Here is a 24,169-nt window from a genome sequence, read left to right as displayed (position 1 = left end):
AACAATTATATTGGGAGAGTGAATACATTGACTGAAAAAAAAGAAGTATTACGTGAAATCGGCATGATTGCCCGCTGTTTGGACTCAATCAGCAACGTTGAATTCCAACATCTAAACTTGTCACGTGGACAGTATTTGTATCTTTATCGGATCTGCGAGAATCCCGGCATTATTCCCAACCAGCTCGCCGAATTAATTAAAGTTGATCGTACAACGGCGGCCAGAGCCATCAGCAAACTGGAATCGGACGGATTTGTCGTCAAACAGTCGGCAATGGGTAATAAAAAGAATAAGCTGTTATATCCGACGGATGCTGGTCTTGAAGCCTGGGAATTCATTCGCAGGGAGGGTGTCCATTCCGATCAGGTGACGCTGGATGGTTTGACGGAAGAGGAGATTGAGACAGCTGTTAATCTGCTGCGCCGTATGCGCCACAATATCGAGGTGGATTGGAAATTCGTCAAAAAGGGCGGCCGCCGGCCATATATGGATCATTCTGAATGAAACATACCTCTACCCTTGATCCTTACATTCCAGAACTTAGCCAGCCCTCTCTCAAGGAGAAGAGTAGTGATTCGAAAGTTGAAACAACGCGGGAGGACAGCATGCAGATTATGAATCGGAAAAGACGGGTATGGCTGGTCATACTGGTAGTGGGCATTGCAGCAGCATGGATTATTTTCATAAAGGAGCGATTTGTCATGAATGATCCATCTCCAACAGTCTCTTTTGTCCAGAATCATATGACCAACCCCAATGGAACACTGGCAACGTATCTCCAGGATGCTCCGTCAGAAGATGAAGATATCGTGGCAGGCCGAGAGGCGTTGTCTGAATCTCTTGGTCTGTGGATGCAATACGCTGTCGCCAAGAACGATCAGGTGTTATTTGAGCAGGCTTATGATCAGTTAACGACCTATTTTCTGATGCCACAAAACTACATTGCCTGGAAACTGGACGCGAACGGGGCATCACATGTGACTACCAATGCGCTTGGTGATGATTTTCGAATTGTCGATGCTTTATTGAAGGCAGCAGATCAATGGGGACAGAGTCGGGAAGAGAAGCTGACCATAGCGTCGGAGATTGTTCGTACCCTGACACAATCCGTTCAGAACAAGGGATATTATGTTGATTTTCACGATTTCGCCCATGGAAACACCCCCGATACGGCTACATTAAGCCTGGTTTATGTTGACCTGCGGGCTCTCCAGGCGATGGAACAGCATGAGATGCTGGAGCCTGGAACCTATGCTAAATACGAATCACTGCTGAAAGGCATGCCGAATGACGGCTTGTTTTATCCTAAAACCTTTAATGTCGAAACGAAAAAATATACATATGATGACACGATCAACCTGATTGACCAGTTGATTGTGGCTAATCATCTTACGGTAATCGGCCGGAAACCGGACAAGCTCATTACCTTTCTGAAAAAAGAATTCAATACCCGTCATCGGTTGCCGGGTCAATATAAACGCTCGGAGCGAACCCCTGCGGTATCCTACGAATCTCCATCCGTTTATGGACTCGCTATCCTGCTCGCTGTTCAATCGGGTGATCCAAAATGGGCCCAGCAGCTGTATAACCATATGATCACCCTGCGTAATCTAGATAAAGCTTATCCAGGAGGGTATGTATTTGATGGGAATACACATATGTTTGACAATCTGTTTCCTCTGCTTGGCGAGACAGAATTAAATAAGTTCCTTGAAAAGTATTAATTCTGTAATTTTATATGGGGATGAATGTGATAGTATATATCTGTCTAATTGTGTCATGATTTGGCGGAATGCCTGGGAGCATCACCAAAATCTGCTGGAGAGAAGGAAATTATGAGGAATAAAGCACCTATTCAACGTATTGCATGGGGATATGCCAGTTTGATCGGATTAGCCGTGATCCAGCAACTCGTTGTCTATCTTAAAATTTATATGAATCAGAGCTATACGGCACTTGATGTTGTGTTCAGCATCGTGTCGCTCGGAGCGCTGGTTCTTGGTTTTGTGATACCTGTCGGAGTATCTGTCGTCGCCGGATTTGTATATCTGGTCTCTTATTTTGTATGGCTTGTTACCTACGCGGATGTGAATGTGCTTACGTTCTCATGGTGGTTGCTGATCCCGGCCAATGTAGCTGTAGCCGCCTTTATTAAGGCCAGTCTCGTGCGCAACGCGCGTGTCATGGAACGTCTGCAGGAATTGCAGGATCGTAATCCGGAGATTGATCTGGACACAACCCTGGGCAACAAGGAAGCACTTGCCGATACGGTCATCAAGCAAAGCAATCTCGCCAGACGTTATTCGGAGCAATATGGGTTCAGTATGGCCATGTTCAAGATTGAATTCTTGCCGCTGGTGCTGGAATCACTTGGTTCCGTACGATATGCGCAGTTTCTGCTCGAGTTGTCGAATACCATCCAAAAACAAATCAGATATGAGGATTATAAGTTTTTTGTGGACCGGGGACGGTTTGTGATCATTTGCCCGATGACCGATGTGGAGTATTTGCCAGTCCTTACAGAGCGGATCAAAAAAGCGATGATGGACCTGCAGATGATTGATAAAAAGGGAAATGAACTACAGACGGTTATTCGATCCGGTGCACTGGTATTCCAGAAGGAGCAATTCGGCAAGTATGAGGATATTGATGCTGTAATTGCCGCACTGGAACGGAACACAGAGACAGATCTCATTGGAGAATACATCTAGATGCAGTGGGAGGGAGGCGTAGCCCTGTGAATTATTTAACCTGGTTTGTTCCGCTGTGTATTGTGGTCAGCATTTTCTTTATCGTTACGATCCTTATCTTAACCGTTGCGACGCTGCGTTTTCGAGGGAAAATCAACAGGAAATACGATCGGAGGAAGTTGAATGGCTGATTTCCTGCTGCTGATGTCCATCCTCAGTATTTGGATATCGGTTACCGAATCGATTGTCATTATGGCCGGAGCTATTCGATTCATTAATAAACAAGAAAAAAAAGGGATTCATATTCCAGAGAGTATGGATCATTACCCAACGGTAACCGTCATGGTGCCTGCGCATAATGAAGGGGTAGTCATCGTTTCTACAGTGGAGCACATACTGCGTCTGAATTACCCTGAGCATAAAGTACAAGTCATTGTTATTGCAGATAATTGTACCGATGATACAGCAGAGCGCCTGAAGGAGCTCAAGGCCAAGACGAGTTATGCAGAACGGGATTTTACGATTCTAGAGCGTACTGGTACAGGTGGTAAGTCTGGAGCATTGAATGACGGTCTCGAACTTGCTTGGGGCGAATGGATATGTATATATGATGCTGATGCAGCACCTGAGCGAAATGCATTAATGTTCCTCACGCAAAAAGCGCTGGAAAACCCTGAGAAGCATGGTGCTGTGTTTGGACGCAACAAGGCTCGCAACCGCGGTCAGAATTTCCTCTCGCGTTGTATCAATCTGGAGCTAGTAACGGTTCAGCGTGTCCACCATACAGGCTTATGGGAGTTATTCAAACTTGGTACGATTCCCGGTACGAACTATATTATCAAGGCAGCTTTAATCCGTGAGATTGGTGGCTGGGACCCTGATGCGATTACAGAAGATACGGCGGTATCGTTTGATATTCTTACCCGTGGTCAGCTTATTGCATTAGCACCACAAGCAGAGGCCTATCAACAGGAGCCGGAGCAACTCCGGGTATACATGAAACAGCGACAGCGCTGGTCCAAGGGGAATTATCAGGTTGTTATCGATAATGTGAAGCATCTTTTTGACCGCACAAGTTGGAGAATTAAACTGCATGTTCTGTATTATGCAGCAAGTTATTTCTGGTTTATGATCGCAATTATCGTATCAGATATTATTTTTGTCTCGAATCTTGTATACCAGGTTATTGCATTATTTAATCCTAATGTCATTTCTCCCTTCCAGTTCTCTGGGGATGTATATGTGTATCTTGTTATTGCATGGGCACTCATGTATTACATTTACGTGCTCCAGATTAATCTTGCGCTCTCGGCAGATATTGGTCAGAGTAATACACAGAACTTTATTGTGGCCTGCCTTTCCTATTTCACGTATGCCCAGTTGTTTCTGGTCATCTCCGTTAAGGCATTTATTTCTCTCATTGGGGATAAACTGTTTCGCAGAGAAACAAAATGGTACAAAACACAGCGCTTTGGCTGAGCAAGCTACTTGACCAACCACGAGCCAGGCGGTTCTGCAAAGCAGAGCCGCCTGTTCTTATAATGCCAGAGAGGTTAAATTTCGTTACATTCGATCCCTGATAGGGGAAGGACTCATTCTTTAACTGAATTCACAGAAATAGGTGCTATACTTCTCAGCAACAGGGATGAACCATTCATCGTAAAGGGGAAGGGACAGTGATCATGAACAAGTCAGCCGTGAAGAAGAGGGGTTATATTCCTCAAAAAGACCGCAAATGGATAGGGTTCAGTCTGGTGCTGACCGTAGTTATTTTGGCTTACGGTCTGTGGAGTTTAATTCATCTGTATAACAGTACAACAAACTGGAACGACCATCACATCAGCGAGGCGTATAAGGTTTATGGCTCTCAAGCCCGAATCTTGCTGTTTGTTGTGCTGGCATATTACGTGATCCTGTTTGTGATAAAACGAAAGTGGCTTGACGCCTGGGCGGGAATCAGGAAGCTGGCTGTAAAGCTGCTGGGTATAGCCCGGCGAGTACACGTCCCGGTTGCCATGGTTGCGATGGGTTTGATTGCGCTTCATGTGGTCGGAGCCTTTTTGTTCGATTTTAAGCTGGACTTTAACCATATTACGGGTTTGCTCGCTGGGATTGCTCTGCTTCCTGTTCCGATTGCTGGGTTTTTCCGTTACAAGAAGCTGGATCGGCAGTGGCATCTGAGATCGGGTCTCGCTTTTGCTGTATTGTTCCTGATCCATGCTTTTCTATAAAAAAGGAAGTACAGTGCGGCGCCAAGATAGCGCTCGCTGTACTTTTTTGGTTTCAGGTCTACTGAGGTTGAATCAGGCAAGGGTTCCAACTATAGCCTCCAAAGATGTATAATCTTCCAGGCTGAATAGGAGAGCTGAACTTCATCACAGTAATGGAGGGTTGCGCAATGAGCGAACGGGGATCGGATTTTTACGAGGATGAAGCTAATTTCGAGAAGTATATGGAACGCCGGCAATGGCAGGAGAATGCCAACGATACACTGGAAAAGCCTGTAATGCTGGAGTTGATCGGAGACGTTGGGGGCAAGAGCATATTGGATCTCGGCTGTGGGGATGCGAGGTTCGGAGCAGAACTGCTGGGCCTGGCCACCATGGTGGTAGTTATACCGGAGTCGAAGGTTCATTGAATATGATTCTGGCTGCCAATGAATCGATAAAGGGCCAGAACGCACAGATTGAGCAAGCGTATATGGAAGACTGGAGCTACCCCGCGGATACCTATGATCTGGTCATCTCCAGACTGGCGATTCATTATATTGAGGATGTGGATAGCCTGTTCCGCAAGGTATACCACACGTTAAAAGAAAATGGAACATTCATATTTTCGGTAGAACATCCTGTGATCACGTCAACATTGCAGCCATCAGGGGTCCGAACTAACTGGGTCGTCGATCAATATTTTGTGGAGGGATTTCGAGAGCAGCAATGGCTTGGAGGCACGGTGAAAAAAATGCATCGCTCCATCGAAGCCTATTACATGGCATTGCAAAAGGCAGGATTTCAAGTACAGCATCTGCGGGAGTCGGCGCCTCAGCGTCAGCATTTTGTGAACGAGGAGACGTATCTGCGCAGACAGCGCATTCCGTTGTTTTTATTCCTGTCTGCCCGGAAATCATACACAGAAAACTGTGGATAATTCATTATATAGTATAACAGCCCAAAAACCTGTCCACATGTGGATAAGATTTTTGGGCTGTTTCGACTGTTCGGATTGTGAATAGATAAATTGAACTAAAGAATATTTACACTTACCACTCCGATGACAGAACAACCTTCCGATCGCTGTTATCCCCAGATTTATTGAATCCCTTATTTAAAGGGGAAAATCCGGGGATAAAGGCGAGGTGTATGCTTCCGATGCAGCTTTCTTTCAGAAAGCTTTTAGCTCCGCTTCTTCAGGTTATTTCTGTCCTCTCCGTTATCGTGTAAATGTTTAGTTCAATTCAATTTATATAGATATAGAAAATTATTTTCCCGATGCTCTGACATAGACACGTTCTCCATGCCGATCCACATCCACAGGTGATTCAAAAAAGTTACTCAATACGTCTCTGTTCATCAACTCGCTGGTTAATCCGCTGTTCACGATCTCACCCCGACGGAGCAAGAGGCTGTGACTAAATACAGGCAATATTTCCTCGGTATGATGAGTTACGTAGATGAGCGAAGGGGTGTCCGGCTTCTGCGTCAGCTCACTGATGCTTTCCAGCAGCCGCTCTCTGGAGAACAGATCGAGGCCATTACAGGGCTCGTCCAGAATCAGTACACGCGGGTTAGCCATCAGGGCTCTGGCAATGAGCAGCTTCTGTTTCTCCCCCTGGGAACAGGTACGATACTCGCGATCCCACAGATGCTGACAGCCGAGGGTACGCATCAGTTCCTTTGCCTGGTCCAGATCCTCGTCTGACATTTTATCGTACAGCCCGATGGTGGCGTGTTTGCCACTGATTACGACATACTGTGTGCGGTCGGTACCATACAATTTTTCCTGAAGGGAGGAGCTGACCCAGCCGATTGACTTCCGCAGTTCGCGCAAATCCACATCCCCGTAACGGTGTCCAAGCACGGATATCGTACCTTCTGTTGGCCAGAGATATCCGGTGATCATGTTCAAGAGTGTGGTTTTGCCGGAACCATTCAGGCCAAGCAGTGCCCAGTGTTCGCCTTCGTTTACACGCCAGCTGACATCGTTCAGCAGGGTGATCGGTCCCCTTTGCCAGGTAACATGCTGTACATCAATGATCATGGATTATTCCTTCCTTCTGTTTAGCCTCTGTCTTCATGATTCTTATTGTAGTCACAAAACGACTGACGTTTCAATGCATATTAGGCGTTTCTTGGCCGATCCCGACGCAGGAATACAGCACACACCCCGAGCAGCGGCAAAAAGGAACATAGCTTGATGACGAATGAAATACTGGTCACATCAATCAGGGAACCGAGCACAACCGACCCAAGTCCTGCCATGCCAAATGACAGACCGAAGAACAATCCCGATACCGTCCCGATGTGACGCGGCAGCAATTCCTGTGCGTAGACAATGATGACACTGAAGCCGGACATCAGAATTAAACCGATCATGCCGCACAATATCATGGATAAGACCGGTCCCGCATAAGGGAGCAGTAGTGAAAACGGTGCAGTACCTGCAATGGAGAACCAGATCATCGGTTTACGTCCATAACGGTCAGCCAGCGGGCCGCCGATCAAGGTTCCAACCATACCCGCAAATTGCAGAACAAACAGGCAGATCTGGGCCTGCGAAAGAGGCAGGTTATACGTATCGGCGTAATAAAAAGCATAGTATCCGGTCATACCGGCAATATACACGAATTTGGAAAACAGCAGCAGGATGAGGATACCCATTGTAAAAGCGATAAATCCCCGACTTACAGGCTGGGCAGCAGGCTGCACGGTGCCATTAGCCTGTACAGGCTGCTGCTGACGGCTGTGATCGTCAGCCAATTTGTCTCTGTACCAGCGGCTAACCGAAGACTGGATAATGATTCCGATCAGGGCAAAGGCCATTAGCCACAGAAAGCTAAGCTGTCCATGCGGAAGCAGGATAAAGGCAACCAGCAGCGGGGCGAGGGCCTGACCTGTATTGCCACCGACCTGGAAGATGGACTGAGCCATTCCGCGTCCGCGACCAGCCGCCAGATGGGCGACACGTGAGGATTCAGGATGGAGAATGGAGGAACCTATGCCAATCAATGCTGCGGAGACAAGCAGCATCCATAATTCCGAAGACAAGGCAAAGCCGAGAACACCGATCAGGGAGAATAACATGCCGCCAGGCAGCAGGATCGGCATCGGTTTGCGATCAGACATATAACCGACCAGCGGCTGTAGGACTGATGCGGTAATATTCAATGTGAAGGCAATCCAGCCCATCTGGGCGAAACTGAGCTGCATCGTTTGCTGGAACAGCGGAAAAGCAGACGGAACCACGGTCTGCATCGCATCATTCAGCAGATGGGCGAAGCTAACCCCGGCAAGTGCCCAATTGGCGGAGTGATTGATTTGCATTTTGCTTACAGCGGCTTGAACCACGGGAGATCACCTCGAATTATTTTTTTCCATGATAAAAGATACAAACAGATATTGTCTTTGTGAAAAGTGCTTGGAAAGTGAGCACGATTTGCTATAATGTCAGCAGGTGAGGAAACGATGGAATTAAACATAATGCTGAATGGATTGGAATTGTGGAAGGCTTCTGGCGGATTCGCCAATGAACCCCATGTACATGATGACTGGTATCAGGTAACGCTGCCTGTAAGAGGCGAGTGTCATCTGGTGCAGGAACAACAAGCTTATCCTTTGCAAGCAGGGCTGGGGATTATTGCGCATCCCCGGATGGAGCACTTTTTCGAGATTGGATCGGACTCCGCGGTTATCGTGATCAAGTTTCGTAATCCGCCAGTTGGCGGCCTGGAGAATTCAGATCGACTAGGGACGCAGACTGAATTTCGGACCACACAAACTTTCGATCCGGCTGAGATCAGCAGACTGTTTCGAGGATGGAACGCCGTTTTGTTGGATGATGCGCCGGAACCATTACAGATACAGGAAACGGAGCTTGCGGTGGAGACATATCTTGGACGGATACTGTCTGGTCAACAGAATGGGAGTAAACCGACACTGGCAGCCACAGGAATGGGTGGGATAGGAAGTGCGGACGCGACCCTGGTTAACGAGCAGCTCCAGAATCTGCTTCAGCGTACAAGCAGCCGCGGTGCACTCATTGATCCCCATATGCTGCGAGTGCTGGAGTATATACACAGTGACTATACAAGTCCAATGGATATTGAATCCATGGCGGCCGTTGCACACCAGAGCAGATATCATTTTATGCGTTCCTTCAAGGCACTGACAGGTTCAACGCCGTATCAGTACGTGCTGAATTTGCGTGTGGAGGAAGCCAAACGACGACTGCGCCATACAACAGATTCTGTGACCACCATCAGCTTTGGGCTGGGGTTCTCCAATGTCAGTCAGTTCTACAGGGCATTCCAGCGCGTGACGGGTGTAACACCGATGGAGTATCGGAACCAGATGTAGAATCCGAAGAGGTTGAAGAACGGGTACACGTTTCAAAAGTAAAACAATCCTGCGCTGCGCCAGAACGCTGGCGAGGGCAGTACATGAGCCGGGCAGAACGGGAGCAATACGTTCATGGCCCTTTTTTCGTGCCTTTTTTGCCCGCTAACAATTCTCCCTGACCCTCAAAACAATGCAGATATCTTTGCAGACAAACACTGATTTTTGTTGTTGCCAAATTCAATCGACTTTGCTAAGATGGGAAAAATAGTTTATGTAAGCGTATACATTTAAAGAAAAATTACAACGTTGTAATTATGATTTTGTGTTTACATCTACGTATTCAATTGTTTCTTATTTGTCTCAATATTCTATCCATAAATGAAATTGATGGAATTTTTATGTAATCAGATCTCACCGGATTTTGCATGGAGTGGCATGTCCATGTTCAAAAATTCAAACGTTGTAATTTTGATTTAAGGGGAGTGCTATGAAATGAAAAGTCGCATGTCCACGCTGCTCAGCTTGATCAAACGAGATAAGTATTTGCTGCTGATGTTCTCACCCATTTTTCTGTATTATGTCATCTTCATGTATGTTCCCATGCCGGGCATGCTGCTGGCCTTCCGCAATTTCATGCCCGGGCAGGGAATGTTCAGTGGTGAATGGGTGGGCCTAAGGTGGTTTGATCAGTTCGTGAACTCCATTTACTTCTGGAGGCTGCTGCGCAACACGTTTTTACTTGCCTTTCTGCCACTCCTGTTCGGCTTCTCCATTCCCATTCTGTTCGCCGTCTGTATTGTGGAGATCAAGAATCAGGCGTTCAAACGGTTCGCCCAGACTGTCACCTACCTTCCGCATTTCATCTCCACCGTCGTGGTCGCGGGCATGATCATTAACTTCCTGTCACCCACGGACGGGATCGTGAACACCCTGATTGCCAAGCTCGGTATGGATAAAGTCAACTTCATGATGGATGCCGGATGGTTCCGAACGATATTCACCAGCTCCGATATTTGGCAGAGCTTTGGGTTCAGCTCCATCATCTACATTGCAGCCATTATGGGCATTGACCCCGAAATGTACGATTCCGGCAAAATCGACGGCGTCAACAAATTCCAGGAGCTATGGCACCTGACACTTCCCAGTATCAAACCAACGATCGTCATCCTGCTGCTCCTGTCGCTTGGCGGCATTATGAGCGTAGGCTTCGAGAAAGTATATCTGCTCTATAACGGTGCTACCTATGAGACCGCAGACGTGTTATCCACCTACGTGTACCGGATGGGGATTGAAGGACAGAACTACGGATTCGCGACAGCGGTTGGCCTGTTCAATTCCATCATCACTTTTGTGCTTGTATTCGCGGCTAATACGATGACCCGGCGTCTGACCAAGATGTCACTCTGGTAAGACCATATCCCGACCCAAAGGAGACCTGTATGCAAAAATCGAGAAGTGACCGGTTATTCTACGGATTTGTCTACCTGCTGACCATATTGGCAGTTGTCGTTACGTTATATCCTTTTTTGTACGTCATCAGCGTATCATTCAGCTCGGTTGATGCAATCGACAAACAAAAGGTCGCGTTGTGGCCGGTAGGATTCACCTTGTCCGGGTACAAGATGGTGCTGCAGTACCGAGAGCTGTGGGTGTCCTTCTATAACACCCTGTGGTACACCGTTATAGGCACACTGCTGAATATTGTAGCTACGTGCCTCGCTGCATTTCCGTTATCCAGACAACAATTTTTCCTGCGTAGAAAGCTGAACTTTTTCATCGCCTTCACCATGTATTTCTCGGGCGGACTCATCCCGGTCTACATGCTGATTACGTCACTGGGGCTATATAACACCCGCTGGGTCATGGTGCTGCCCGTCCTGGTCATTACATTCAACGTTATGATCTGCCGCTCAGCCTTCGAGGGTATTCCGAATGAAATCTTCGAAAGTGCAAGCATAGACGGAGCGAACGAACTGACAATGCTATATCGGCTGGCGGTACCCATCATCAAGCCAACGCTGGCCGTGCTGACGTTGTATTACGCTGTGTTCCACTGGAACAACTTCTTCTCAGCCCTGCTCTATCTGGGCAAGCAGGATATGCAGCCCTTGCAGATGTTCCTGCGCAGGGTGCTGATCATGGCATCACCGGAGGTCATGCAAAAAATGGGTGGCACGATGACCACGGGCGCGCTCGCGGTGTCCACCCTTCAGGTTCGGTATGTGTCGATTGTGGTCAGCATTCTGCCCATCGTTACAATCTACCCTTTTATCCAGCGGTACTTCGTCAAGGGGATTACCCTCGGAGCCGTGAAAGGATAGCCTTATTGATCACCATGCTTTACCCAAGGTTGTTCATAACAAGGAGGAATAACGGATGATAATCAGAGGGGCCGGAAGAAAAAGTGTTCTCGCGGTGATTCTTGCTATCAGTCTCGCCGGATGCAGCAGCAGTACAGGAGCAGGAGGCGACAAGGGAAGTGCTTCACCAAGCTCGGAGCCAGCGTTCAACTACACAGGAGCAGGTCCGGTAACTGACCAGAAAGATGCCAAGCTATCGATTCTCGGGACCAACGCCTGGACGACCAACGTGGATCTCTCTACTGCCGAGATTGTGAAGAAAATTGAGAGCAATGCCGGGGTAACGGTCGATTGGGATCTCATTCCGCCGCAGAACTACGCGGATGCGGTGAACCCAAGGCTTGCGGCCGGAACGGGATTGCCGGATATTGTTTATCTGCCCGATCAGGATCAGCTCATGAAATACATTAACAGTGGTCTGTTTATTCCGCTGAATGACCTGGTGGAGAAGTATGGTGTGAATCTCAAAAAAATATACGACAAATCCCCATCCGTCAAAGCCAGTTTAACGACGCCAGATGGTAAAATGTATTATGTTCCGCAGCAAACGCTTACGAAAAACTACATGCCAGTGTTCATGGTGAATGAACGCTGGTTGAAGAAGCTGGGACTGAACGAACCTACAACACTGGATGAGTTCACAGCGATGCTGCGCAAATTCAAGACAGACGACCCGAACGGTAACGGCAAAGCGGATGAAATACCGTTGTCCATGGAATCCAAGTTTGTGCCGATGGCATTTGGTCCTGCTTTTGGCCTTGATCTGTCCAATCAGTTCTATGCGGATGACCAGGGTAAGGTGCATTTCAGCTATTATGAGCCTGCCTACAAGGAATATCTGACATACCTGAATGGGCTGTACAAAGAAGGCCTGCTCGGGGTGGACTACGCCAGTACCACAAGTGATCAGGTGACCTCCCGCATCTCGCAGGATGTAACCGGAGCTACGTTTAATTTTAGCTGGTACATGTCGATGGTCTACAGCCCGCTGTTCAAGGATTATGATCCGGCGGAGCCCATCTTCAAAGGCATTCTGCCACTGAAAGGACCGCATGGCGACCAGTTCTATATTGGACGTACACCGGTGAGCGGAATTTTTGGAATCTCCAAGGACAGCCAAAATCCGGAGCTCGCTTTCCGCTTCCTGGATTATGCGGTGAGTGAGGAAGCGCAGACGTATTATACGTGGGGAATCAAGGATGATACGTATACCGAAGAGAATGGCGTGAAGACATTTACGGACAAAGGTAAGGACAATGACTATATCCAGAAACTCGGCATTGGTCCCGTGAATCTGCCAAACATTCAGTCTACGGATTCGGCGGATTCCGTTGTGGCCGAATGGCATGCCAAGCTCGACAAGGAATTGGAGCCTTACATCCACGAGCCGTTCCCATTTGTATATGCTCTGCCGGATGAAGCGAGTGTAGAGAGCATGTCCATGCCGGATATTACGACGTATGTGGAAGAGATGAACTTCAAATTTATAAGCGGAGATACCAGTCTGGATCAGTTTGACAGCTATATGGAGACTTTGAAGAAAATGAACATTGAGCAGGTTATTGCCGGCAGACAGGCGCAATACGACCGGTATAAGGCTGCGCAGCAATAAGCTTCCCAAGAGTTGAGAGGTGTGGATTGATTTTGATAACCATTAAGGACATCGCCAAACTGGCTGGAGTGAGCTACAGTACGGTATCCAAGGCGCTCAACGGTGATCCCCGCATCAAACCGGCGACGCGTCAGAAGGTGCTTGCGGTGGCGGAGAAGCATCAATATCGAAAAAATATTATGGCTCAGCAGCTTTCCACCGGCAGAAGCAACATTATCGGTTTTGTTCTTGATGAACTGAGCAATCCGTTGTTCTCGAATATATCGGGCAATCTGCACACAGAGTTGAAGAAGCGGGGATACCAGATGATATTGGTCGTCGCCGATGATGGGCTGGATGTCTTTAGCCAGCTGCGTGTGGATGGATGTATTCTGTGGGATTATGCGCTGGACAATCGGGATGCCTTCTGGAAAAAGTTTGCGACACTCAATATGCCATGTTTTGTGCTTGGTACAGATGAAGCCCCGAATTCCCCTTACATCAAGATTGACCGGAAAGAGGGCATATACAAAGCGGTTGAGCATCTGAAATCACTGGGACATCACCGGATTGGTTTCATTGGCAACTCCCAAAATATCAAGCTTGAAGGGTATCGGGAAGCGTTGCAGCGCACAGGACTTGAATTTGACCACCGCCATGTGCTGCCTGCACATTCCTCCTGGGAGGATGGTTATTTTGCCATTCGGCAGTACACGTTTGAATCGGATTCGCCAACGGCTTTTATTGGCTTGAACAACCTGGTAACACGAGGTGCACTGCGGGCTTTGCTGGAAGCAGGCTACAATGTGCCGAATGATATTTCGTTAATCGGTTACGATGATCTGCCAGATATGCAGTATGCCGAGGTGGCATTGACTACGATCGGCCCACCGCTGGACGAACTTGCAGCACAGGCAGCAGAGTTGATCGTATCGCTCATTCGTGATGAGCAGGTGGATTATCCGGTCGTCATTCAGCCGAAGTTGAATCATCGCCATTCGACGGCAATTTGCCGGCAGCGAGTGTCTGAGCACCAATGATCGTTAATGATCGGCTGAGTACAACCAACATTTAAGGTCCAAGGAGGGTTCTTTTATGCAGGTACAAACGCAATTATCCTGGTCGGAGCGAATCGCGGAAACGATCGTTCAGCAATGTGATGATAAGGGCTATCATGTGTTTCCTTCGGAACGTTGGGCATATGTTCAGGGGATGACGCTAATGGCAATGGCCCGCACCGGCAAGCAATATGGCAGGGACGAGTATGTGTCTTTTATGAAAAGACATATGGACCTGTATGTTCAGGAGGACGGTTCCATCGGAACGTATTCCCTTGAAGAGTACAACCTGGATCAGATCAATCAGGGCAAGAACCTGTTCGAACTGCTGGATACCGCCGGGGATCAGCGATATGCTGAAGCCGCGCATCTGCTCGCAGTCCAGCTCGCAGGACAGCCCCGAACGTCGGAAGGTGGATTCTGGCACAAAAAAATCTATCCGTTCCAGATGTGGCTGGATGGATTGTATATGTCGTCTCCATTCCTGGCGCAATATGCCAGGACGTTCGATCGGCCTGATCTGTGGGATGAAGTGGCTCATCAGATTTTGCTAATCGAACGCAAGACGCGTGATCCGCGCACAGGTCTGCTCTATCATGGCTGGGATGAATCGAAGGAGCAGATCTGGGCCGACTCCGTAACCGGATGTTCCGCACATTTCTGGAGCCGGGCGATGGGCTGGTATGCGATGGCGATCGTGGATAGTCTGGAGCACTTCCCGATTCATCATCCGAAACGGGGAACAATCATTGGTATCTTTGAGCGCATGTGTCACGCCTTGGTACGGGTACAGGAGCAGGAGAGCGGACTTTGGTTCCAGGTGCTGGATCAGGGATTCCGCAAGGGCAATTATCTGGAAGCTTCCGGTTCAAGCATGTTTGTGTACGCCATGGCGAAGGGTGTTCGCTTGCGTTACCTGGAGCCTCATTTCAGGCAGGCCGCAGAGAAGGGGTGGCAAGGACTGACATCCCGTTTGGTGAAGGAAACGGAGGAAGGCGTGCAGCTGAACGCGATCTGTCATGGGGCAGGGCTCAGTCTGGATCGGGATGGCTCATACAGTTATTATGTCGGCGAGCAGATTGTGAGTGACTCGTTCATGGGCATGGCACCACTCTTGCTGGCTGCGCTGGAAATGGAGCGATTGCCATGAACAACCCTATGTCACAAGACGCTGAGCTGAATCTGGGCAAGAATGCATATCTGGTTGCTGCGGACGGAAGCGGCGATTTTCCCACGATTCAGGCTGCCATTGATGCGATTCCGGCCGACTGCACTGAAAAGTATATGATTCGTATAAAGCCAGGCACCTATGTTGAAAAACTGCACATCGAGAAACCGATGGTTCACCTCGTTGGTTCGGGAGCTGATCAGACGATCATCACGTATGGTGATTATGCGCTCAAGAAATTCCCGAACGGGGAGTTATATCATACCTTTCATTCGTATACGGCGTTTATCGGAGCCGATGATTTTACAGCAGAGGGGCTTTCCTTTGAGAACTCAGCTGGACCCGGTCGTGAGGTCGGCCAGGCGTTGGCTGTATACGTGGATGGGGATCGGGCAGCTTTCCGACATTGCAGATTTATAGGACACCAGGATACGATCTTTACCGGACCGCTGCCCGAGCAGCCGATGGACCGGAGCTTCTTTGGGGGGCCGCGTGACGGGGCCGAGCGGCGGAAGCTGCGCCAATATTATGAGCACTGTTACATTGAGGGCGATGTCGATTTTATTTTTGGCTCGGCTACGGCGGTGTTTCAGGGGTGTGAGATCTTTGCAAAAAATCGGTTGAGCGATGTTGCTGCCTCGGAAGGCGAGGTGAACGGCTGGATTACGGCGGCCTCTACACCAGAGGATGCACGTTACGGCTATGTGTTTATCGATTGTGACCTGACCAGCAATGCCCCCGCTCAGTCCGTATATCTGGGCAGACCGTGGCGTAATCATGCCAAAGTCTGCTTCCTGAACTGCTGGATGGGGGCGCATGTGAAACAGGAGGGCTGGCATAATTGGAACAAGACCGATGCGGAAGCAACGGTTGTGTACGCCGAATATAACAGTGCCGGACCTGGGGCTGAAATTGCAATGGGGCGGGTCCCATGGGCGAGAACACTCAATGACCAGGAAGTGGCTAATTATACGGTGTCTGTTATTTTATCCGGCGAGGATGGGTGGCAGCCTTTCGAAGGTATGCTGTCATTTGAACGGGTCTCCTCGAATTTAAAACAAACCTGGTAATTCATCCGTTAATTAATAAGCTGAAAATAAATAAAGGCTGTCTATCAAGTCTCTTAGTGGCTTGGTAGATGGCCTTTTTTGTGCGGTATATTACATTTTTCGCCCCCCATAGAAATAATTTATCCCTTATCTCAATTGCGTTTTACTGATTAAATACAGGGTGAGGATCTGTAAATTCCCTGTAAAATTTGGATGATGTCTGCAAAAAGAGAAAACGAGAGGGAAGGTCCATTTTGATAAGGGAAGGGAGTGAAGCGGCACTCATCGCCAGACGGCTTTATAAGCTCTAAGATCGCGGATCACATGTAAGTGCACCAGTGAAGCATTGTTTGCAAGGTGAACATAACCTTAGTACAGGAGGGATTTTGCTTGAATCAAGCTATTCGATTCCGCCCAGTCATCACATTCGCTTTGGCATTTCTTTTGATTATTACGTGGTTTGCACCAAGAGCAGACGCCGCTGCCCAGTGGCAGGCAGGTACCGCCTACAAAAAAGGAGATCTAGTCACCTATTTAAATAAAGATTATGAGTGTATTCAGCCCCATACAGCTTTGACCGGATGGGAGCCCTCAAATGTGCCCGCATTATGGAAATACGTTGGAGAGGGTACTGGAGGGGGCAATCCAACTCCGGATACGACACCACCTTCCGTTCCATCAGGTCTAACCTCATCCTCCGTCACGAATACATCGGTCAATCTTACCTGGAACGCATCCACGGACAATGTGGGCGTAACCGGATATGAAGTGTACCGGAACGGTACTCTCGCGGCGAACACTTCAACAACTACGGCTGTAGTAACAGGACTGACAGCCGGCACCACATATGTGTTTACAGTTAAAGCAAAAGATGCGGCAGGCAATCTGTCCGCTGCAAGTACCCCTCTCAGCGTTACAACTTCCACTGGATCTTCGAATCCTGGGCCAAGCGGCAGCAAATGGCTGATCGGCTACTGGCACAACTTTGACAATGGCTCTACCAATATTAAACTGCGCAACGTGTCAACAGCCTATGACGTTATTAATGTCTCCTTTGCTGAGCCGATTTCACCCGGCAGTGGAACACTCGCTTTTACTCCGTATAACGCTACGGTAGAAGAGTTCAAGTCGGACATTGCATACCTCCAGAGTCAAGGGAAAAAGGTGCTAATTTCCATGGGAGGAGCCAATGGCACGATAGAGCTCACGGATGCGACCAAGAGACAACAGTTCGAGGATTCCCTAAAATCTATTATTTCGACTTATGGATTTGATGGCCTCGACATCGATCTGGAAGGAAGCTCCCTGTCTTTAAATGCGGGGGATAGCGACTTCCGTAGTCCAACGACGCCGAAGATTGTTAACCTGATTAACGGCGTGAAAGCGCTTAAATCACACTTCGGTGCCAATTTTGTCCTGACGGCTGCACCGGAAACGGCTTATGTACAGGGTGGATATCTGAACTATGGGGGTCCTTGGGGGGCGTATCTTCCAGTGATTCATGCCTTGCGCAATGACCTGACCTTGCTGCATGTGCAGCACTATAACACCGGTTCGATGGTCGGATTGGACGGCCGCTCTTACGCTCAAGGGACAGCCGATTTCCATGTCGCGATGGCCGAAATGCTGCTTCAAGGGTTTAACGTAGGCGGAAGCTCGGGTCCATTCTTTAGTCCTCTCCGCCCGGACCAGATCGCAATTGGCGTACCAGCTTCCCAGCAGGCTGCTGGAGGCGGCTATACGGCACCAGCCGAGCTGCAGAAGGCATTGAACTATCTGATCAAAGGAGTATCATACGGCGGTTCTTATACCTTGCGCCAGCCTGCGGGCTATGCCGGTCTCAAGGGCATTATGACCTGGTCAATCAACTGGGACGCGTATACAAATAACCAGTTCTCGAACGCACATCGTCCATTCCTGAATGGACTTAGCACGCAAAAGACAGAGGAGGTTGTGTATTAAATGATCCATTTAAATAAACACACTGCTTTTAAGAAGACGGCAAAGTTTTTCCTTGGTCTGTCCCTGCTCTTATCCGTCATCGTTCCTTCTTTTGCGCTCCAACCTGCCACGGCCGAAGCAGCAGATTCTTATAAAATCGTTGGTTACTATCCGTCCTGGGCTGCGTACGGCAGAAACTATAATGTAGCTGACATCGACCCGACCAAAGTGACACATATCAACTATGCTTTTGCTGATATTTGCTGGAATGGCATTCATGGAAATCCGGACCCCTCGGGTCCCAATCCTGTAACCTGGACCTGCCAGAATGAAAAAAGCCAAACAATCAATGTACCGAATGGTACGATTGTGCTCGGCGATCCATGGATCGATACCGGCAAGACATTTGCAGGCGATACGTGGGATCAGCCCATCGCAGGCAATATCAATCAGCTTAACAAGCTGAAACTAACCAATCCTAACCTGAAGACTATTATCTCCGTCGGAGGATGGACGTGGTCCAACCGTTTCTCTGATGTAGCCGCCACGGCTGCAACCCGAGAGGTCTTTGCGAATTCCGCCGTCGATTTCCTGCGGAAGTACAATTTTGATGGAGTGGATCTGGACTGGGAGTACCCGGTATCAGGCGGACTTGATGGTAACAGCAAACGTCCTGAAGATAAGCAAAACTATACCCTTCTCCTAAGCAAAATCCGTGAAAAGCTGGATGCAGCAGGAGCAGTGGATGGCAAGAAGTATCTGCTTACGATTGCCAGCGGTGCATCTGCGACTTATGCTGCCAATACGGAGCTTGCCAAAATTGCTGCCATCGTCGACTGGATTAACATTATGACATACGATTTTAACGGGGCTTGGCAAAAGATCAGCGCACATAATGCGCCATTGAACTATGATCCTGCGGCTTCAGCCGCTGGCGTGCCAGATGCCAATACATTTAATGTGGCAGCCGGAGCACAAGGGCATCTGGATGCAGGCGTACCGGCCGCTAAACTCGTGCTTGGTGTTCCATTCTATGGCCGTGGCTGGGATGGATGTGCACAGGCAGGAAACGGCCAGTATCAAACGTGCACAGGTGGTTCTTCTGTTGGAACATGGGAAGCAGGCTCCTTTGACTTCTACGATCTGGAAGCCAATTACATCAACAAAAACGGATACACGCGTTACTGGAATGACACTGCCAAAGTGCCATATCTCTATAATGCGTCCAACAAACGCTTTATCAGTTATGACGATGCAGAGTCCGTTGGATATAAAACGGCTTATATCAAGAGCAAAGGACTTGGCGGAGCGATGTTCTGGGAGCTCAGCGGCGACCGTAACAAAACACTCCAAAATAAACTGAAAGCCGATCTGCCTACTGGAGGTACAGTGCCTCCAGCAGATACGACAGCACCAAGCGTACCTGGAAATGCCCGTTCGACAGGCGTGACGGCCAATTCGGTGACGCTGGCATGGAACGCTTCAACGGATAATGTAGGGGTTACCGGTTATAACGTCTATAATGGTACCACTCTTGCGACATCCGTCACCGGAACGACAGCAACGATCAGCGGACTTACAGCGGGGACTTCATATACCTTCACGGTAAAAGCTAAAGATGCAGCAGGTAATCTGTCTGCGGCCAGTAATGCTGTAACCGTAAGCACTACGGCTCAACCGGGAGGAGATACGCAAGCGCCAACTGCACCAACGAACCTCGTATCTACCGCGCAAACGACATCCAGCATCACGTTGAGTTGGACGGCATCTACTGACAATGTGGGTGTAACGGGTTATGACGTGTACAACGGAACAACACTGGCAACAACAGTAACTGGTACGACGGCAACGATCAGCGGGCTTGCTGCGGATACCGCGTATACATTTACGGTAAAAGCAAAGGATGCGGCAGGCAATGTGTCTGCAGCGAGCAACGCGGTGAGCGTGAAGACTTCGGCAGGAACGACGAATCCCGGCGTTTCCGCTTGGCAGGCCAACACAGCTTATACTGCGGGACAGCTGGTCACATATAACGGCAAGACGTATAAATGCTTGCAGTCCCACACTTCCTTGGCAGGTTGGGAACCATCCAATGTGCCTGCATTGTGGCAGCTGCAATAGTTAAAAATTGAAATTCAACATTTTTAATTGAAACGTGCACTGCTGGCGAGCTTAGTTAGTGGAAAGAGAATATGCCACATGGATTGTTTCTTGGCGCTAAACAGAAGGCAATAAGAAAAGGGAAGACCAAAAACCACCGGCTCTTGATCCGGTGGTTTTTGGCTATGGTATGTCACAGCAGGCTCCAAAAATAGGCTTACCCTGCTTATTTATTGAAATTTTACTCTGACATCATTTCGGGAATCTTCAATTAGAAATCAAAGTTGTCCGGCCAAATAAAAAGTTACGCAATGTTCAACAAAGAAATACATTTTTTAAACTTTTTGGATAAATGTATTGGTATAATGTTGGGGGAATATGTAAAAGTAGAAAAGTTTTTTCATGATATTTTGTCATAAAATGGAGGATACACCTTTTGAAAAAAATCAGTATTGTCACAATGGTGGGAGCTATTTTGTTATGTGGATGTGGGGCGAATAATCAGACTTCAAGTCCTGCAAATACATATGAAGCCGCTTCTGGATTAAATGCTACACCACCAGCAACATCGACTCCCAATTCACTACTATCCGAGACCTCAGATCAGAAGATAGCTATTTATGGTGTTCAGGATAAAGCACAAAAAGACATGTTTTCGTCATTAGATGTCGTAATAAATGGAGAAACGAAAACATTCAATTGGATCAATGTAAAGAACCCTTCCTTCTATCCTCAAATATCGGTCATTGATTTAGATGCAGATGGAGAAGATGAAATTGTCATTGTTCTGACCAAAGGCACAGGGACTGGAGTACATGATTCGGAAGTGCATGTGCTTAAATCAGACTTTACAGAAATATCGGTTTCGGATCCGAAAGAATTCGTTCTAAGCAATATTAAAGTTGATTTAGAAACAGTTAAAGAGGTGCGAAAGTATACAGTTTCCCTTGATAAACAGGAGTATTCGTCTGAATTCAATGAGAGCGATTCAAACGATTGGTTTGAACAACCGACGGTTCAGAATATATTGAGATTTAGTTTAAAGGATAATCAGCTTATTGCGGAGTTACCAATTCAGATTTCAGCAGGTCATTATTTAGGGGATGCAATCGTTAGATATGTATTTGTTAATGGGAAATTTGAACCTTCTAAAATCGAGATTGCAAAAGAAGGTGTAGGAGTGTCCTTCTTCAATGTGAATCTACATCAAAAAGCCTCCAACTTTCGTACATAACGAGAGTTGGAGGCTTTTACCTGTATATTATACTCGGACAAATAAGGAATCTTCAATTAGAAATCAAAGTTGTCGGGATCAGGTCCAACGCGAACATCTTCGTTCAGGGCGCTAATGCGCTCCATCTCATCATTGGACAATTCAAAGTCGAAGATGGAAGAGTTCTCGATGATACGTTTCTCCTTGGTGGATTTCGGAATGGTGATGACACCGTTCTGCAAGTCCCAGCGCAGGATGATTTGTGCTACCGATTTACCTTTTGCAGTGGCAATCTCGGTAAGGACCGGGTTGTCCAGAAGCTGCCCCTGCATCAGTGGGGACCAAGCTTCCAATTGAATTCCGTTTTTCTCACAAAATGCTTTAAGCGGAGCTTGAGTCAGACGAGGGTGGTACTCCACCTGGTTAATCGCAGGCTTCACTTCTGCATCCTGCATCAGATCTTCAAGGTGATGGATCTGGAAGTTGCTGACGCCAATGGCTTTAATGCGGCCTGCTTTGTACAGCTGCTCCATCGCTTTCCATGCGGCTTTATATTTGCCCGCTTTTGGCCAGTGAATCAGATACAGGTCCAGATATTCCAGTCCCAGTTTGTTCAGCGTGACATCAAAGGCAGCAAGAGTTTCCTCGTATCCAAGGTCTGCGTTCCACACTTTGGAGGTAATGAACAGCTCCTCGCGTTTCAGGTTATTCTCTCTCAATGCCTCTGCAATGGCTTGCCCTACACCGGATTCGTTGCCATAGATAGCGGCTGTATCAATGCTGCGGTAACCGTGAGCAATCGCTTGTTTGACGGCCTCGATTAATTCAGATCCTTCTTCTACCTGAAATACGCCAAGTCCGAACCAAGGCATATGAACGCCGTTATTTAAAGCTACTGTAGATTGTAAATGTTGTGCTGTCATGTGAAGTCCTCCTCATCATATGAATCAAAATGGTAGTACTGATGTAACACGATAAGTCCTAATGTCCTTCATTAAGTCATAGTAGATTAAATTCGAATTAACGTATTATACTAGATTTATAATAAAGGGGAAACCGGTTCCGAGTTGTAGCTTCAACACTAGAAAGATGCATGTTTAGCCTGATGTTCTGACTGAACCTGTCTTACGTCTCTGATGGAGAGTAGGGATCTTTACGATCAAGCGCTCTTGCCCAACCAGTCAGAAGAACGGCAGCCAGAACCATAATTGCACCAACCCATGTGGTATGAATCAGACCGATGGAATCAGTAATAACACCGCCCAAATATGCACCAATGGCGATACCCGCGTTAAAGGCTGCGATGTTAAAGGCAGAGGCGACGTCTTTGGCCTGTGGAGCATATCGTTCTGCGAGCGTCACGACGTACATCTGAAGCCCTGGCACATTCATGAAGGCAAGCAGGCCCATGCCGAGTATAGTGAGTAACGCTGCCAGCTTAAATGGAACGGTGAAATACAGTATGCCCAGAACGACGGTCTGAATGATAAACATATAGAAGAGTGCCCGGAGCGGATTACGGTTGGCGGCTTTCCCTCCGATAATATTACCGATGGCGATGGCAATCCCGTACAGCAGCAGAATTCCCGCGACCGTTTGCTCGGAATATCCGCTGATATCATGCAATAGTGGGGACAGGTAAGTGAACACGACAAATGTTCCCCCATATCCTACAGCGGTAATGGCAAAGGCCAGCAGCAGCCGTCCGCCTGTCACCAGCTTCAGTTGTTCGCGGAATGCAGTTCGCGTTCCGCGCTGCAACGTGGATGGCACCAGCAGCATGTTGCCGATGAAGGCCACAACACCTACGACAACGATCAGAATGAAAGCTGCGCGCCAGCCCCAGTTTTGTCCGATGAGTGTACCCAGAGGCACACCAGTTACTGTAGCAATGGTCAGGCCAGAGAACATGATGGCAATGGCGCTCGCCCGGCGGTTTGCAGGAACCAGGTCTGCCGCAATGGTGGAACCAATGGACATAAATACGCCATGTGCCAGAGCGGAGACAATTCGCGCAATGAGCAGCATGGTAATTCCACTCGAGAGCGCCGCCATGGTGTTACCGGCGATAAAAACAACCATAATAGCAAGCAGCAGCGTCTTGCGTGACACCGTTGACGTCAATGAGGTCAGAATTGGTGCCCCGAAGGTTACGCCTAATGCATATAAAGTAACGGTCAGTCCCGCTGTCGTTACGGAAATGCCCAGGTCATCTGCAATAAGAGGCAGCAGACCAACGCTGATAAATTCAGTAGTGCCGATGGCAAACGCACTGATTGCCAGCGCCAGCAGTGCCCAGGTACTGCGTTTTGAATCATGGAACATGTCTTGTTCAACTCCCCAGAATGTAGATTTACGTACCGGCAAATGCTATTATGAGTTATTCGACATAAAATGAATAGTACGTACTTTTTAGTACCCTACGTACTTTTTAGTGCCTATATA

20 protein-coding genes and 1 pseudogene are annotated in these 24,169 nt (G+C 48.1%); 17 read left to right on the top strand and 4 right to left on the bottom strand.

The window, feature by feature from the left end:
- Nucleotides 1-63 precede the first annotated feature (63 nt).
- The 7 genes and pseudogenes from MHB49_RS33095 to MHB49_RS33065 all read left to right on the top strand — a co-directional run bounded on the left by MHB49_RS33095 (nucleotide 64) and on the right by MHB49_RS33065 (nucleotide 5,837).
- Nucleotides 64-504, top strand: a complete 441-nt coding sequence (locus MHB49_RS33095; RefSeq protein ID WP_247903356.1) for a MarR family winged helix-turn-helix transcriptional regulator — start codon at nucleotides 64-66, stop codon at nucleotides 502-504.
- Complete coding sequence (locus tag MHB49_RS33090) at nucleotides 501-1,724, top strand: glycosyl hydrolase family 8 (protein ID WP_405154435.1); 1,224 nt, start codon at nucleotides 501-503, stop codon at nucleotides 1,722-1,724. Before MHB49_RS33095 ends, MHB49_RS33090 begins: the two co-directional genes overlap by 4 nt.
- A 111-nt stretch (nucleotides 1,725-1,835) precedes the next feature.
- Nucleotides 1,836-2,711, top strand: coding sequence for a diguanylate cyclase domain-containing protein (locus tag MHB49_RS33085; protein ID WP_405154434.1), 876 nt, complete (start codon nucleotides 1,836-1,838; stop codon nucleotides 2,709-2,711).
- Nucleotides 2,712-2,737: 26 nt separating this feature from the next.
- The gene (locus tag MHB49_RS33080) at nucleotides 2,738-2,881 is read left to right on the top strand and encodes a hypothetical protein (protein WP_247899922.1); all 144 of its coding nucleotides are present in this window, start codon (nucleotides 2,738-2,740) and stop codon (nucleotides 2,879-2,881) included.
- Nucleotides 2,874-4,169: a glycosyltransferase family 2 protein gene (locus tag MHB49_RS33075; protein WP_247899921.1), complete on the top strand. Its 1,296-nt coding sequence runs from the start codon at nucleotides 2,874-2,876 to the stop codon at nucleotides 4,167-4,169. The genes MHB49_RS33080 and MHB49_RS33075 overlap by 8 nt, the downstream gene beginning before the upstream one ends.
- A 203-nt stretch (nucleotides 4,170-4,372) precedes the next feature.
- Nucleotides 4,373-4,921: a hypothetical protein gene (locus tag MHB49_RS33070; RefSeq protein ID WP_405154433.1), complete on the top strand. Its 549-nt coding sequence runs from the start codon at nucleotides 4,373-4,375 to the stop codon at nucleotides 4,919-4,921.
- Nucleotides 4,922-5,088: 167 nt separating this feature from the next.
- Nucleotides 5,089-5,837: pseudogene (locus tag MHB49_RS33065) on the top strand (class I SAM-dependent DNA methyltransferase).
- A gap of 330 nt (nucleotides 5,838-6,167) precedes the next feature.
- Here the strand turns inward: MHB49_RS33065 and MHB49_RS33060 are convergent.
- Nucleotides 6,168-6,947, bottom strand: coding sequence for an ABC transporter ATP-binding protein (locus MHB49_RS33060; protein WP_405154432.1), 780 nt, complete (start codon nucleotides 6,945-6,947; stop codon nucleotides 6,168-6,170).
- An 80-nt stretch (nucleotides 6,948-7,027) separates the two neighbouring features.
- Nucleotides 7,028-8,254 (bottom strand): MFS transporter, encoded by a 1,227-nt coding sequence (locus tag MHB49_RS33055; protein ID WP_405154431.1) that lies wholly within the window; start codon nucleotides 8,252-8,254, stop codon nucleotides 7,028-7,030.
- Between the two features lie 117 nt (nucleotides 8,255-8,371).
- On the opposite strand from MHB49_RS33055, the gene MHB49_RS33050 reads away from it, so the two are divergent.
- The 10 genes from MHB49_RS33050 to MHB49_RS33005 all read left to right on the top strand — a co-directional run bounded on the left by MHB49_RS33050 (nucleotide 8,372) and on the right by MHB49_RS33005 (nucleotide 21,745).
- Nucleotides 8,372-9,262, top strand: coding sequence for a helix-turn-helix domain-containing protein (locus MHB49_RS33050; protein WP_405154430.1), 891 nt, complete (start codon nucleotides 8,372-8,374; stop codon nucleotides 9,260-9,262).
- A 474-nt stretch (nucleotides 9,263-9,736) separates the two neighbouring features.
- Nucleotides 9,737-10,654, top strand: a complete 918-nt coding sequence (locus tag MHB49_RS33045; protein WP_405154429.1) for an ABC transporter permease — start codon at nucleotides 9,737-9,739, stop codon at nucleotides 10,652-10,654.
- A 29-nt stretch (nucleotides 10,655-10,683) separates the two neighbouring features.
- Nucleotides 10,684-11,565 carry a carbohydrate ABC transporter permease gene (locus MHB49_RS33040; protein ID WP_192271830.1) on the top strand — a complete coding sequence of 294 codons (882 nt, stop codon included), beginning with the start codon at nucleotides 10,684-10,686 and terminating at the stop codon, nucleotides 11,563-11,565.
- A 55-nt stretch (nucleotides 11,566-11,620) separates the two neighbouring features.
- The gene (locus MHB49_RS33035) at nucleotides 11,621-13,216 is read left to right on the top strand and encodes an extracellular solute-binding protein (protein WP_405154428.1); all 1,596 of its coding nucleotides are present in this window, start codon (nucleotides 11,621-11,623) and stop codon (nucleotides 13,214-13,216) included.
- 32 nt (nucleotides 13,217-13,248) lie between these two features.
- Nucleotides 13,249-14,235, top strand: coding sequence for a LacI family DNA-binding transcriptional regulator (locus MHB49_RS33030; protein WP_405154427.1), 987 nt, complete (start codon nucleotides 13,249-13,251; stop codon nucleotides 14,233-14,235).
- Nucleotides 14,236-14,290: 55 nt separating this feature from the next.
- On the top strand, nucleotides 14,291-15,403 hold the full coding sequence (locus tag MHB49_RS33025; protein ID WP_405154426.1) for a glycoside hydrolase family 105 protein: 1,113 nt from the start codon (nucleotides 14,291-14,293) through the stop codon (nucleotides 15,401-15,403).
- Nucleotides 15,400-16,491, top strand: coding sequence for a pectinesterase family protein (locus MHB49_RS33020; protein ID WP_405154425.1), 1,092 nt, complete (start codon nucleotides 15,400-15,402; stop codon nucleotides 16,489-16,491). Before MHB49_RS33025 ends, MHB49_RS33020 begins: the two co-directional genes overlap by 4 nt.
- A 369-nt stretch (nucleotides 16,492-16,860) precedes the next feature.
- Nucleotides 16,861-18,432 (top strand): chitinase, encoded by a 1,572-nt coding sequence (locus tag MHB49_RS33015; protein WP_405154424.1) that lies wholly within the window; start codon nucleotides 16,861-16,863, stop codon nucleotides 18,430-18,432.
- Entirely contained in the window at nucleotides 18,433-20,532 is a 2,100-nt protein-coding gene (locus MHB49_RS33010) for a glycosyl hydrolase family 18 protein (protein ID WP_405154423.1), read from the top strand.
- A gap of 415 nt (nucleotides 20,533-20,947) precedes the next feature.
- Entirely contained in the window at nucleotides 20,948-21,745 is a 798-nt protein-coding gene (locus tag MHB49_RS33005; protein ID WP_405154422.1) for a hypothetical protein, read from the top strand.
- 56 nt (nucleotides 21,746-21,801) lie between these two features.
- Here the strand turns inward: MHB49_RS33005 and MHB49_RS33000 are convergent, their stop codons facing one another.
- Complete coding sequence (locus MHB49_RS33000; protein ID WP_405154421.1) at nucleotides 21,802-22,647, bottom strand: aldo/keto reductase; 846 nt, start codon at nucleotides 22,645-22,647, stop codon at nucleotides 21,802-21,804.
- A gap of 202 nt (nucleotides 22,648-22,849) precedes the next feature.
- Nucleotides 22,850-24,049 carry an MFS transporter gene (locus MHB49_RS32995; RefSeq protein WP_405154420.1) on the bottom strand — a complete coding sequence of 400 codons (1,200 nt, stop codon included), beginning with the start codon at nucleotides 24,047-24,049 and terminating at the stop codon, nucleotides 22,850-22,852.
- Nucleotides 24,050-24,169: the final 120 nt, after the last annotated feature.

Origin of the sequence: Paenibacillus sp. FSL K6-0108 (assembly GCF_045040695.1) — a bacterium.
In the GTDB taxonomy this organism is placed as follows: domain Bacteria; phylum Bacillota; class Bacilli; order Paenibacillales; family Paenibacillaceae; genus Paenibacillus; species Paenibacillus pabuli_B.
Note: the sequence above shows the minus strand (reverse complement) of the source record. Positions and strands in the feature narration are given on the sequence as shown.

Coding starts and splice junctions, on each gene's coding strand:
- MHB49_RS33095 (WP_247903356.1), top strand. CDS start 64: ATGATTGCCCGCTGTTTGGACTCAATCAGCAACGTTGAATTCCAACAT.
- MHB49_RS33090 (WP_405154435.1), top strand. CDS start 501: ATGAAACATACCTCTACCCTTGATCCTTACATTCCAGAACTTAGCCAG.
- MHB49_RS33085 (WP_405154434.1), top strand. CDS start 1,836: ATGAGGAATAAAGCACCTATTCAACGTATTGCATGGGGATATGCCAGT.
- MHB49_RS33075 (WP_247899921.1), top strand. CDS start 2,874: ATGGCTGATTTCCTGCTGCTGATGTCCATCCTCAGTATTTGGATATCG.
- MHB49_RS33070 (WP_405154433.1), top strand. CDS start 4,373: ATGAACAAGTCAGCCGTGAAGAAGAGGGGTTATATTCCTCAAAAAGAC.
- MHB49_RS33060 (WP_405154432.1), bottom strand. CDS start 6,947: ATGATCATTGATGTACAGCATGTTACCTGGCAAAGGGGACCGATCACC.
- MHB49_RS33050 (WP_405154430.1), top strand. CDS start 8,372: ATGGAATTAAACATAATGCTGAATGGATTGGAATTGTGGAAGGCTTCT.
- MHB49_RS33045 (WP_405154429.1), top strand. CDS start 9,737: ATGAAAAGTCGCATGTCCACGCTGCTCAGCTTGATCAAACGAGATAAG.
- MHB49_RS33040 (WP_192271830.1), top strand. CDS start 10,684: ATGCAAAAATCGAGAAGTGACCGGTTATTCTACGGATTTGTCTACCTG.
- MHB49_RS33035 (WP_405154428.1), top strand. CDS start 11,621: ATGATAATCAGAGGGGCCGGAAGAAAAAGTGTTCTCGCGGTGATTCTT.
- MHB49_RS33025 (WP_405154426.1), top strand. CDS start 14,291: ATGCAGGTACAAACGCAATTATCCTGGTCGGAGCGAATCGCGGAAACG.
- MHB49_RS33020 (WP_405154425.1), top strand. CDS start 15,400: ATGAACAACCCTATGTCACAAGACGCTGAGCTGAATCTGGGCAAGAAT.
- MHB49_RS33010 (WP_405154423.1), top strand. CDS start 18,433: ATGATCCATTTAAATAAACACACTGCTTTTAAGAAGACGGCAAAGTTT.
- MHB49_RS33000 (WP_405154421.1), bottom strand. CDS start 22,647: ATGACAGCACAACATTTACAATCTACAGTAGCTTTAAATAACGGCGTT.
- MHB49_RS32995 (WP_405154420.1), bottom strand. CDS start 24,049: ATGTTCCATGATTCAAAACGCAGTACCTGGGCACTGCTGGCGCTGGCA.